Origin of the sequence: Aquabacterium sp. (assembly GCF_014378415.1) — a bacterium.
Taxonomy (GTDB): Bacteria; Pseudomonadota; Gammaproteobacteria; order Burkholderiales; family Burkholderiaceae_C; genus Aquabacterium.
The window spans coordinates 32,904-45,014 of sequence record NZ_JACMNS010000040.1; the positions used below are offsets into that span (position 1 = coordinate 32,904).

The 12,111-nt window shown below is 66.1% G+C and carries 12 protein-coding genes and 1 pseudogene; all 13 read left to right on the forward strand.

Annotation, left to right across the window (positions count from 1 at the left end):
• Positions 1-4 precede the first annotated feature (4 nt).
• On the forward strand, positions 5-1,198 hold the full coding sequence (locus H7225_RS04260) for a DUF6861 domain-containing protein (protein ID WP_290659545.1): 1,194 nt from the start codon (positions 5-7) through the stop codon (positions 1,196-1,198).
• Positions 1,195-1,566 (forward strand): hypothetical protein, encoded by a 372-nt coding sequence (locus tag H7225_RS04265; RefSeq protein ID WP_290659546.1) that lies wholly within the window; start codon positions 1,195-1,197, stop codon positions 1,564-1,566. Before H7225_RS04260 ends, H7225_RS04265 begins: the two co-directional genes overlap by 4 nt.
• On the forward strand, positions 1,563-2,054 hold the full coding sequence (locus tag H7225_RS04270) for a hypothetical protein (protein ID WP_290659547.1): 492 nt from the start codon (positions 1,563-1,565) through the stop codon (positions 2,052-2,054). Before H7225_RS04265 ends, H7225_RS04270 begins: the two co-directional genes overlap by 4 nt.
• A 169-nt stretch (positions 2,055-2,223) precedes the next feature.
• A pseudogene (gene tssI / locus H7225_RS18315) lies at positions 2,224-2,709 on the forward strand (type VI secretion system tip protein TssI/VgrG); the annotation flags it as partial.
• Between the two features lie 572 nt (positions 2,710-3,281).
• Complete coding sequence (locus H7225_RS04285; protein ID WP_290659549.1) at positions 3,282-3,851, forward strand: hypothetical protein; 570 nt, start codon at positions 3,282-3,284, stop codon at positions 3,849-3,851.
• 86 nt (positions 3,852-3,937) lie between these two features.
• A complete protein-coding gene (locus tag H7225_RS04290) occupies positions 3,938-4,477 on the forward strand; it encodes a DUF4123 domain-containing protein (protein WP_290659550.1) in 540 nt (179 codons plus the stop codon).
• Positions 4,478-4,484: 7 nt separating this feature from the next.
• Positions 4,485-6,194, forward strand: a complete 1,710-nt coding sequence (locus H7225_RS04295) for a hypothetical protein (protein ID WP_290659551.1) — start codon at positions 4,485-4,487, stop codon at positions 6,192-6,194.
• Positions 6,195-6,202: 8 nt separating this feature from the next.
• The gene (locus H7225_RS04300; RefSeq protein ID WP_290659552.1) at positions 6,203-7,018 is read left to right on the forward strand and encodes a hypothetical protein; all 816 of its coding nucleotides are present in this window, start codon (positions 6,203-6,205) and stop codon (positions 7,016-7,018) included.
• A 10-nt stretch (positions 7,019-7,028) separates the two neighbouring features.
• Complete coding sequence (tagH, locus tag H7225_RS04305; protein WP_290659553.1) at positions 7,029-8,729, forward strand: type VI secretion system-associated FHA domain protein TagH; 1,701 nt, start codon at positions 7,029-7,031, stop codon at positions 8,727-8,729.
• A gap of 14 nt (positions 8,730-8,743) precedes the next feature.
• Positions 8,744-9,499 (forward strand): protein phosphatase 2C domain-containing protein, encoded by a 756-nt coding sequence (locus H7225_RS04310; RefSeq protein ID WP_290659554.1) that lies wholly within the window; start codon positions 8,744-8,746, stop codon positions 9,497-9,499.
• Positions 9,500-9,529: 30 nt separating this feature from the next.
• Complete coding sequence (locus H7225_RS04315) at positions 9,530-9,916, forward strand: DUF4280 domain-containing protein (RefSeq protein WP_290659555.1); 387 nt, start codon at positions 9,530-9,532, stop codon at positions 9,914-9,916.
• Between the two features lie 188 nt (positions 9,917-10,104).
• Positions 10,105-10,884, forward strand: coding sequence for a transporter (locus tag H7225_RS04320; RefSeq protein ID WP_290659556.1), 780 nt, complete (start codon positions 10,105-10,107; stop codon positions 10,882-10,884).
• A gap of 23 nt (positions 10,885-10,907) precedes the next feature.
• On the forward strand, positions 10,908-12,111 hold a 1,204-nt coding region (locus H7225_RS04325), incomplete at its 3' end, for a methyl-accepting chemotaxis protein (RefSeq protein WP_290659557.1).

The window sequence follows — 12,111 nt, forward strand, 5'->3', positions numbered from 1 at the left end:
CGCCATGAGCCGCTGGACCAACTGGCTGGGGCCACTGGATTGCACCGACAACCTCAAGGCTTTGAAAGAGGCTTATGAGATCGGGGTGATGGAGATGCCTGCCGAGGTTTACAAGGAAACCGGCTACCAGGTGGCCGCTTTCATCCAGGGCCTGATCCCCATGCTGATGCAGGTGCTCATCGCCTTGAGCGCCTCCACCGCATTGGGCGGGGCCATCGGCGCGGCGGTGGGGGTGTTCTTTGGCGGGGCCGGGGCCATTCCTGGTGCGGCCATTGGCGCCCAGGCGGGCTTTGACCTGGGCGTGCTCGTCATCACTTGGCTGGGCTTGGCGTTCCTGGTCGAGGCCATCGGACATGGCATGGTTGAGCTGACATCACTGTTGACACAGGCCGTTCGGCGTGCGTGGGACGCACCCAATACGCCGCAATCGCGTCAGCAGATTCAACTGGCCGGACGCGACTTGGCCCGCTGTGGGGCCATCTTGATGCGGGTGATCTTGCAAGGCATCGTGGCATGGCTGAGCAAGGGCGCGGCCACCAGCAGCTTCACGCGCAGTGAAGCGTCGATGGCGCGGCTGACGGCTGAGTTGCGCCAGAGCAAGCTGGGGCCGCAGTTCACGGGCTGGATCGAGGCCAACATTGAGCGGTTGATGAGCGATCCGAGCTTGAAGCCGCACCGGGGGCGGGGCTCGGCAGGCAAGGAGGTGGTGTCGGAGGCGCGGTCGCCCAGTCAACTGGCCAAGAAGCCGGCGGAGCCCGCGCCTACGCGCGAACCATCCAAACAAGCCGCCGCATCTGGCCCCGTCAAACTCAACGACACCCGAACGATCTCCGCCAGCGAGGCCAATCAAGGCTTTGAGAAGCCTCCGTTCGCGGAAGGCATCCCTGTGAAAGAGGGTAGGCTGGCCGAAGACACTACCTTCGTTCGACTGTATGACGGCGACAACTCAGGCCAATTGGGCCGCTGGATGATGCCCGAATCGGAGGTGCGCGGGCTCAGTCCCGCCCAGATCCAGGAGAAGTTCGCCTTGCCGCAAGCCCCGCAGTACATCATCGAGGTTCAGGCTCCTGCAGGCACACTAATGCGCGTGGGCGAAGCCGGGCCCATTCCGGGCTGGGGCAATGGCGGCGGCGCGCAGATCCAACTCATGGACAGAATCCCGGCCAGCGCTTATCAGAATGCGAGACCCTACCCATGAACAGCCCCCTCTTCACCACGACGGGTGCATCCCTGTCCATCACCCTGCCCGATGGGCACCAGGCGGCCATCGATACCGAGTTCCCCATCATTGCCACCGAGACATCGCCCGACCAGCGCTGGTTGTTCATCGTCACGGAGCCGCCGCCCCAGCACAGCCAGGCAGAGAACCTGCTGGCCTTCGACCTGACCCAAGGGCAACTGATCTGGCGCAAGAAGGCATCTAAAGTCCGCTCGCGGGAAAACATCTTCACGCAAGTGCGCTTCTCCCCCGCCGATGGCTGCCTTTTGGCTTGGGACTGGGATGGATACAAGACCTGGATCGAACCAGCGTCGGGGCAGGAGCGGGTCAGTCATTTCCTGAAGTGACCCAGCCGCATTTGACGACAGATGCAGCCACCATCAGTAGAGCCCAGGCCAATTCGCCAGAAGACGCGATGGGCCCGGAAAGCATGAATCCAAGCAAGGGGAATAGCCACTTTCTCGGCGCAGGCGAACACCTACCGGGAGGCGGCCCAGACATGAACCACGCCATGCCCCCCTGCGTCATCGCCGCCGATCAAGACTTCGTTTCGGTCAAAACGAACAATCCGTCCTTACAGCAAACTCTCTTGCAATTCGGTTTCTTGCCTGCATCTCAGGACAAAGCAGGCGAGTTCATCAAGCGCGCTAATGGAAAATCCGAGAAAGTCGTCGTTTTTGAGTTCTTACGCCCGTTGGGTGTTCACTGGTCGCGCGGCAAGGAATGGAACCCAGCGGGAATCTTTGAATTGCTCAGAGACCAGAACCTCATAAAAAGCACGTTCAAATCCATCTCCTGGACATCGGCAAACACCTGGGTGACCAGAGAAGAGTAGCGGGGCGGAGAACGCTGAACCCCTCCGCATGACGCCCCCATCGAGAACATGCCTCAACTCTCGTCCCATTCAGATGGGGTCCGGCACAAGTCTTGCCCGCCAAAAGTCGGCAACGATCAGCCGCGAGGTGTTCCGCTCGCCCGATCGCGCCATCCGCGTTCGCGTGGCGGGCCCGCAAACGGCCATCGTGGTCGGCCCCAGCGGCGACGAGATCCACACCGACGAGTACGGCCGCGTGAAGATCCAGTTTTACTGGGCCCGCGAAGGCCAGAAGGACGCGAACAGCTCTTGCTGGGTGCGCGTCTCATCGCCCTGAGCCAGCAAGAACTGGGGAATGATCAACATCCCGCGCATCGGGCAAGAGGTGGTGGTTGACTTCCTGGAAGGCGACCCCGACCAGCCGCTCATCACCGGCCGCGTCTACAACGCCGAACAGACGGTGCCCTATAAGCTGCCCGATCACGCCACGGTCATCACGCTCAAGAGCCAATCCAGCAAGGGCGGCAGCGCCAGCAACGCCAACGAGTTGCGCTTCGAAGACAAGATGGGCTCCGAGCACGTCTGGCTGCAAGCCGAGAAAGACTTCCTGCGCAACGTCAAGAACGACTCGTCTCACTCGGTGGGCCACGACGAGTTCGTGACCATCAAGAACGACCTGACCGAGAAGGTCGGCAACGACCACCAGCTGGAGGTGGGCAAAGACTTCAAGCAAAAGGTGGGCGGCGACATGCACCTGCAAACGGCCACCGACCTGATGATCAAGTCGGGCGGCCAGTACAGCCTCAAGTCGGCCAAGGACCTGGCGGGCGAAGCGGGCACCGGCGTGTCCTTCAAGGCCGGCACCGATGTGCACATCAAGGCGGGCATGAACGTCACCCTGGAGGCCGGCGTGATGCTCACGCTCAAGGCCGGTGGCAGCTCCATCGTGTTGGGCCCCGCCGGGGTGGCCATCGTGGGCTCGCCGCTGGTGAACATCAACTCCGGCGGCGGCGCGCAGATCCAACTCATGGACGCAATCCCGCCCAGCGCTTATCAGAATGCGAGGCCCTGCCCATGAACAGTCCCCTCTTCACCGCGACGGGCGCGCATCCCTGTCCATCACCCTGCCCGAAGGGCACCAGGCGACCATCATTCAGCGCCTGGCTCGTCACTCGATCTCAGCGAACGGATCGATTGCTACCATGCACACCCTCACCACACTAAAACCTCTCAGGGAGAGCGCTTTCCATGAAGTCACTGATCATCATTGGCCTGCTCACCAGCAGCGCCGCCGCACTGGCCGCCAACCGCGTCTTGCTCGAAACCCCCATCACCTACGCCCCGGGCGCCAGCGTGGTGGAAAAAGTCAAGCAAGAATGCCAGATCGAAAACATGCTGGAAACACGGGTCGGCAAGGCTTTCGGCAACCTGAACAAGGGTGGCGACAGCACCATCAGCACGGGCGCCCAGGCGACCGATGATGCCGCCGTGGTGCGCCTGCGGATCACGCATGTGCTGGGCGTGGGCGGCGGTGCCTGGTCGGGCCCCAAGGCCATCACCATCGATGCCGACCTGATCGAGAAGAACAAAGTCGTGCGCCACACCAAGATCAACCGCTGGACCACCGGCGGCGCGTTCGGCGGGTTCAAGGGCACGTGCTCGATCCTGGAGCGCAGCGCGGCGGCCATCGGCAAGGACCTGGCCCGCTGGGTCCGCGATCCAGCGTTCACCGTGCCAGACGAACCCCAGCCCGCCGGGCAAGTCGGCGACAGCACCAGTGCGCCATCTCCCGCCGACAAGGCTTCATCCGGGCGCTGACCATCACGCGGCATCTGGCGCAAACACCCGTCAGAAGTCGCGTTTTTTTCGATACCCTCGGGGGCACTGTCATTTGGAGTGTCCCCTTGTCCGCACCGTCTTCTTTGCCCCAGCAAAAAGCCACCTTGTGGACCCAGTCCGACGCGCACGTCTACGCGGTGATCGATGCCTCGCAGGTGCCCGGTCTGCCCGAGGCGCTGCTCAAGGCCGACATCCTGGGCTGGGACTGCCTGCACCGTGGCGCGCTGCCGCCCGATGAAGCCGCCAAAGCGCCCTACCTGGTCGAGCTCAAACCCAACTCGCCCTTCACCGACTGGCTGCTGCTTGATGCCAGCGCCACCATGGAAAACTGGGGCGTGCTGGTGGTCAGCGCCCTGGGCCTGCGCCCATTGCGCGAGCACCTGCGCGATCTGAACGAAGCACAAACGCCGCAAGGCCAGCGCTTCACCCTGCGCTGGTACGACCGGCGCATCCTGCGCGTGCTGCTGCCCAGCTTGTCGGCCCCCCAGTTGCTGCAGTTCTTCGGCCCCATCACCGCCATCGCCCAACCCACGCCCAAAGCGTGGACGTGGTGGCGTGAAAGCGTCGGCCAGTTGATGACCGACACCCGAACCCTGGCAGGATGAGCACCCCATGCTGTCATTGAGCCCCCAACAAATGGACCTGCTGGCGCAGGTCGCCCGCGAACGCTTCGTGCACCGCGTGGCGGCCTACTTCGCGCTGCAGTGGCCCGCCATGCTGGAGCGCCTGGGCGATCGCTACGGCGCCTTCATCGACCTGGCCGTGCAGCACGCGCAAAAGCACCAGCTGGCCGAGGGGCCGTGCGTGGCCAGGTACGTCAACCTGTGGTTCGTGTGGGGCCCGGCTTTTGAAGACAAGCCCGGCTTTGAATGGGCCAAGGACATCCTGATCGATACCCGCCGCAGCGAGTTCATCAAGCCCCACCAACTGGTGCGCCGCACGCTCGACGAACTGCAACGCCTGCACGCCGCCAGCGCCGGCCGCCCCCACACCGGCCTGCCGCCCACCGATTTTGAAGCCGCCGATGCGCGCGTGGTGGCCGACCTGGCCGACCTGGGCCGCCTGGGCGACGTCGTGCCCAGCAACGTGCAAGTGGCGCGCCTCAGTTGCGACCTGGACGCCATCGACATCGGCACCATCGACACCGCCTGGCGCCACGAATACCGCCTGACTGACAAGGACTGGCAACGCGTGCCCGGCCCGGCCGCCGCACCCCGCCTGCGCATCGACACCAGCCAGCCCTTGCCGCCCCAACGCCTGCATGTGCTGACCCATGCGCCGGGCGAAGGCCCGCCCGCGCGCCTGCAAGTGAAGGTGCGCGCCTTGGGCGGCTGTGGCGACCACACCCACCCCCGCGTCGCCTTCACTGGCGGGCATGGCCTGTGGGAGTGGCGCGGCCACGAAGCCACTGCCGTGAGCTGGCCGGTGCATGCCGCCCCCACCTTGCCCGTGCCCGATGGCCTGGTCGCGGGCATTGCCCATGAAAGCTCGCCGCAATGGCACACCCTGCAGGTCGCCAGTTGCGGCCTGCGCGACCATGGTGCCCCGCTAGGCGAGGTTGCCACGCCCGTGCTGAGCTACCCCGCCGACCAATGGCTGCTGGAGCTGCGCCACACCACCAAGCCCGCCACCTGCCGCTTGGAGCGCGACGGCATCGCGCAAGACGGCAGCGCCTGGCAACGCGGCTTTGCCCGCCTGCACGACGATTTCAAAGCCAGCACCGACCAACTGTTGTTGGCCTTTGAGCGCACCAGCGGCGCCACCGCCGCGCAACTGGACATCGAACCCTCGCTGATGGCGGGCCAGGCTGGCCTGAGCTGGGGCTGGCGCGAAGGCCCCCAAGGCTTGGTCGATGACCCCGTCATGCGGCTGGAAGGCTGGCTCGACATGGTCGCCTGCGCCCTGCAACTGCAGCTCAGCGGCGAGCTCAGCCTGGCCGGCGCCCGCGCCCGTTTGCGCCTGCGCGCCCAAGGCAGCACGCCCCTGCGCACCCGAATCCGGCGCGACAGCAAGCTGCCCTTGTTGCCCGAGGTGCTGGCCCCCACCGTGGTCAAGCTGCGCTACCCCTTTGAGCTGGAGATGGACCCCATCGTCACCCCCGACCACGTCGCCTTGCACCCCACCGCGCCCGCCACCGGCGCCATCGTGGGCGAGGCTGGCCTGCGCGCCAAGCCCGGCAACGGCGGCGTGCAGCTCTTCCTGACCTTGCGGATCGAGCCGGTGGCCACCACCCTGGCCATCCACGATCCGGTGCTGGGCACCTCGCGGCAAGCGCGCCCGCTGCTGCCCGCCATGACCTTGCTGGATTGGAGCCTGGGCTGATGGAGCGCTTGCTGTTATTGCGAATCGAAGCGGCGGGCTGCCAGGCCGAGGCCGTGCTCAACGGCGTGCCCGTGGCCAGCGTCGATGCGCGCACCGCGCCCGGCACCCATGTGGCCTGCGTCCCCGTGCACGAGTACACCCTGGCTGGCGGCAACCGCCTGGGCCTGGTGATCAACCCGCATCCTTTGAACCTGCCGCCCGGCCAGCCCCCACCACCGCCCACCCCCAACGTGGCCGATGGGCAAACCTGGGTGAAACTGCGTTTGCTGCTGCCTCGGCAAGGCCAACCCGCCAGCGAGAACTCGGCGCGCACCCTCGCCCAACTGGATTGGGCCCTGCTAGAGAACGAGGTTTACGAAACCCCGCTGCTGCTGCCCCAAACCGTGGACCTGCCCGTGACCTTCCCGCGCTGGCGCTGGCTGGACGCGCCCGTGGTCGACATCACGCCCGCCTTGAAGATGCAAGCCTTGGCCTTCCTGCAACGCCTGGCCATCGACCTGACGCGTGGCGACCCCGAAGGCTTCATCGCCGCCGCGCGCCTGCGCTTTGAAGAGCTGGCCCTGGCCTACCAGCGCGAGGCCGCCGTCGATGTCGGCCGCTTTCGGGCGCACGTGCAGCAACTCAGCGCCAGCAAAACCTTGCGCATCGCCCCACCCACCGCCGCCGACCTGGTCCTGCGCCCCGTGGCCGATGGCCGGCTGCTGGAATGCCTCGGCCCCACCGGCCACCCCATCTTGCGCACCGTGCCCACCGAGTCGGGCAGCAGCCACGCCTGGCCCATCCGGCTGGCGGTGGTGGATGGACAGTTCTACGTGTTGAGATAAGCTGCCAGTCGTGATCACCCTGACCATCCTCACCTTCAACGGCGGCCCCACCGAGCGCCTGTCCGCGTCCTTTGACGAACTGGGCGGCACCATCGGCCGGGCCGACACCAACCAGTTGATCCTGCCCGACCCCGAGCGAACGATCTCGCGCGTGCACGCGCAGGTCGCGTTCCGCAATGACGGCTTCGCCCTGGTCGATCGCGGCAGCAACCCGGTACTGGTCAATGGCCGGGCCCTGGGCAACGGCGCCGAGGCCCCCTTGAAGGCGGGTGACCAGGTACAGATTGGCGGCTATGTGCTGTCGGTTGAGGCCAGTGCCGGTGCCGCCGCGCCGGTCGATCCTTTCGCAGACCTGGTGGGTTTTGGGGGTGGCCTGGCTGGCGCACCGCCTGCGTTTGCGGCCACCGCGCCCATGGACCCGTTTGCCTCGCTGGGATCCGCCGGTGGCATCCCCCTGGACTGGGACCCCTTCGCGCCCGACCCGGTGCCCGCCCATGACCTGGGTCGAAGCTTGGGCGCCGCACCCTCTGCCATCCCCGACGACTTCGGCCTGGGCCTGGGCGGCCCCTCCGCCGCCCCCCTGGTGCCCGATGTAGGCATCCGCGGCACCGCCGCCGAAGACTCGCTGGACGAGCTGTTCGGCCTGGGCCCGGCCAGCAACCGCAGCGGCGACCCGTTGGCGGGCTCGGCCTTCCAAGATCCGCTGTCCAAGCCCAACACCGCGCAGAACGCTGACCCCTTGCGCTCCTTCATGAGCGGGCCCGCCTCGGCCGGCAGCAATGCCATGGCCGACAATGTGTCCGAGCTGAACACGCCTTTCATCCCGCCCAAGGTGGTGGCCCCCAAGCCAGCTTCCCCCCAGCCTGCGGCCCCGATCGCGCCCGCCAGCGGCCCCGCCCCGCAAGGCGCGGTCCTGTCCTGGGGCGACCAGGCCGGTGGCGCGGAAGGCCGCACCATCATCCGGCCGGCCAGCAAACCCACCATGCCAGCCGCCATGCCGACGCCGCCTGTGGCCACGTCCCCCTCGGCCGCCTTTGCCGCTGCCCCTGCACCCGCCTACGTGCCGCCGCCCGTGGCCGCACCGCGCCCCACTTCCAGCACCGCAGGCAGCGCCGATGTCCAGGCCCTGCTGGCCGCCTTCCGCGAAGGCCTGGGCGTGCCCAGCCTGCAGATCGACGCGCTCACGCCCGAGATGATGAAACTCATCGGCCAGCTGCTGCACGAATCCGCCAAGGGCACCGTGGACCTGCTGGTGGCCCGCGCCGCCCTCAAGCGCGAGATCCGCGCCGAGGTCACCATGATCGTCGCGCGTGAAAACAACCCCTTGAAGTTCTCCCCCTCGGTGGATGTGGCGCTGACGCATTTGCTGACACCGCCCGCGCGCGGCTTCATGCAGCCAGCCCCCGCCATGCGCGATGCTTATGACGATCTGCGCGCCCACCAGTTCGGCTTCGTCGCCGGCATGAAGGCCGCCTTGGAAGGCGTGCTCAAGCGCTTCGACCCAGCCATCCTCGAAGGCAAGCTCACGCAAAAATCCGTGATCAACAGCCTGCTGCCCGCCACCCGCAAAGCCAAACTGTGGGAGGTCTTCCAAGACCTGTATGGCCAGATCTCGGAAGAAGCCGCCGAAGATTTCCACGACCTGTTCGGCCGCGAATTCCTGCGCGCCTACGAGGCCCACATCGACCAGCTCAAAGACGGCCAGCACTGAAAGAAGCCCCGCCCGTGGAACTTGAAATCGCCATCATCTCCAAGCAAGGCGGACGCAGCTACAACGAAGACGCCTGCGGCCACTGGAACTCCGACCGCCACCTGTGCTGCGTGATGGCCGATGGCGCTGGCGGCCACGGCGGCGGCGACATCGCCTCCAAGCTGGCCGTGCAGAACGTGCTCAACGGCTTTGCCCTGCTGCCCGCCACCACCTCGCCGCAACTGCGCGAACTGGTGGTCGGCACCAACCACGTCATCCTTGACCACCGCATTGACGGCACCGTGCAAGCCAACATGCACACCACCGTCGCCCTGCTGGCCATCGACTTCATCGACCAAACCGCCTTGTGGGCTCACGTGGGTGATTCGCGCGTGTACTGGTTCCGCCAAGGCCGCATCCAGACCCGCACGCGCGACCACAGCCTGGTGCAAGCCTTGGCCGACGGCGGCCTGATCAAGCCCGAAGAGATGCGCACCCACCCCAAGCGCAGCGAGTTGCAATCGGCCCTGGGCACCCCGGCCGAGTACCTCGAAGTGGGCGTGCCCGAACAGGCCGTGGCCATTGAAGACGGCGATGTCTTCCTGCTGTGCACCGATGGGCTGTGGGAGTATGTGGACGACGAGGTGCTGGCGCAATCGCTGATCGACGCCCCCTCGCCACAAGCCTGGCTGGACGTGCTGGAAGCCACCGTGCTGACCAACGCCGCCCACAAGCCCAGCCACGACAACTTCAGCGCGCTGACCGTGTGGACCAGCGCCACGCCCGCCTGAACCGTTTGCCCCGATCAAAGGAGCCCCGACATGCCCCAACAAACCTGCATGGGTGCCATGATGAAATGCACCTTCGGCCTGGCACCCAGCACGCTGATCCCCACGCCCAAGCCCATCATGACCAGCCACATGGTGGCGGCCAACATCATGGACCACGTGCCCATGATGAACATCCCGCCCTTTGGCATGTGCAACTGCCCGGGCAACCCCATGGTCGCCGCCGCCACCGCCGCCGCGCTGGGGGTGCTGACGCCCATGCCTTGCATCCCCAACACGCCCGCGCCTTGGTCGCCGGGCGCGGCCACCGTGATGCTCAACAACGCCCCGGCGCTGGACAACATCTCCATGCTCACCTGCATCTGGGGCGGTGTGATCACGTTCTCGAATGCGGGCCAGACCACGCACATGATTCCCTGAGCGCCCTGGCGCCCAGCTGAATCCGGTCCTTTCTCACGGAAAGCCGCAGCGCTTTCCGAAAACGTCACTCTTGCACCACGGTGGGCCTACATCCGGCCGCCGCCTTGCCGTTATAAGCCGTGCATCAATCCTGAAGTACCGACTGATGTGAAGTCACCCTTTCCATCAGCCCTTCAGGAGCCGCCACCATGGCCGCACACCACTTCACCCTCATCGCCACCACGCTGGCCGCCGGCCTGCTGCTGCCCCTGGCCGCGCACGCCGAAGAGGCCGTCATGGCCACCGACCGCCCCGACATCGTCGAGTCGAGCGCCGTGGTCGGGCTGGGCCGCTTCCAAATTGAGACCTCATTCGCCTCTGAAAGCAACACGGTCGCCGGCGTGAAGACCACCACGCGCACCACTCCCACCCTGCTGCGCTACGGCATCACCGAGAACACCGAACTGCGCCTGGAGACCGACGGCTTCATCCGCGACGGCCAGGACAACGGTTTCGCCGACGTGGCCCTGGGCCTGAAATGGCACACCCACGATGGCGACGAGGCCACCGGCAAGCCCGCCATTGCCTGGCTGTTCCACGCCGACCTGGACAGCGGCGCCCGCGCCTTCCGTGGCCAGGGCGTGCGCCCCTCCGTGCGCGTGGTGGCCGAATGGGAGCTGCCCCACGACATGGCGCTGGGCATCATGCCTGGCGTGCTGGCCGACAAGAACGACGCGGGTGAGCACTTCGTCGCCGGCATCTTCGCGGTCACCGTGGGCAAGTCCTGGACGGATGGCTTTCGCACCTTCATTGAAGTGGCCGGCCAACAGTTGAGCTCTCGCAAGAACGGCGGCGCCGTCGTCACTTACGACGCGGGCATGGCCTACATGCTCAGCCCCGCGATGCAACTGGACGCGGCCGTCTCGATCGGCGCCAACCAATACACGCCGGACCGCCTGTGGACGGTCGGTTTCTCAGTCAAGTTCTGACCCTGGCCACCAAAGACACGCTTATGAAACTCACCATCCAACAAAAGCTGCTGGGCTTCAGCCTGGTCGGCCTGGGGCTGATGCTGCTGATCGGCATCACCGGGTATTCGGAGGTCTACAAACTGTCATCGGACACCGCCCACATCGCCACCATCGGCCGTGCGTTGCGCGCCCAGATGGAGGCCGACATGATGCACGACGCCCTGCGTGCCGACGCGCTCGGCGCCATGCTGGCCTCGCTGAACAAAGATCCGGCCGAAGAGAAAACCACCAAGGCGGCCTTGGCAGCACACATCGAGAATTTCCGGGACTCATTCCGAACGCTGGATGGCCTGCCGCTTGACGACCACATCTTGAAAGCCACGGCACAGACCCGCCCGGCGCTGGACGCCTACCTGGCCAGTGCCACCAACATCATCAACCTGGCCTTCACCGACCGCGACGCGGCCCAAGCCAAGCTCCCGGCCTTCCAAGCCAGCTTCGAAACCCTGGAAAAGTCCATGGGTGATCTGGGCGACCTGATCGAAGCACAAACCAAAACTGCGCAGGCTGAGAGCGACCACACCGCCGACCTCGCACGGGGCGCGATGGTGGCCACCGTTTTGATCGCCGGCGCGCTTTTTTTCGCGATGGGCCATGTGGTCAGCCGTGGCGTGGTGCTGCCCATTGGCCGCGCGGTCAAGATCGCGCAGGCCGTGGCCAGCGGCGATTTAACTTCGCGCATTGACACCAGCGGCACGGATGAAACCGCCCAGCTGCTGACGGCCCTCAAGGCCATGAACGACAGCCTGATCCTGACCGTGGGCACCGTGCGCCAAAGCAGCGAGAACATCGCCACCGGCTCCAGCCAGATCGCCACCGGCAACACCGACCTGAGCCACCGCACTGAAACCCAAGCCAGCAATCTGCAGCAAACGGCCGCCTCGATGGACGAGCTCAGCAGCACCGTGCGCCACAACGCCGACACCGCGCGCCAAGCTTCGCAATTGGCCAGCTCGGCCAGCGACGTGGCGGCCAAGGGCGGCAGCGTGGTGGCGCAGGTGGTGGGCACCATGGCCGAGATCACCCAGTCCAGCCGCAAGATTGGCGACATCATTGGCGTGATCGACGGCATCGCGTTTCAGACCAACATCCTGGCGCTGAACGCCGCCGTGGAAGCGGCCCGCGCTGGCGAGCAAGGCCGGGGATTTGCCGTGGTCGCCTCGGAAGTGCGCAGCCTGGCGCAAC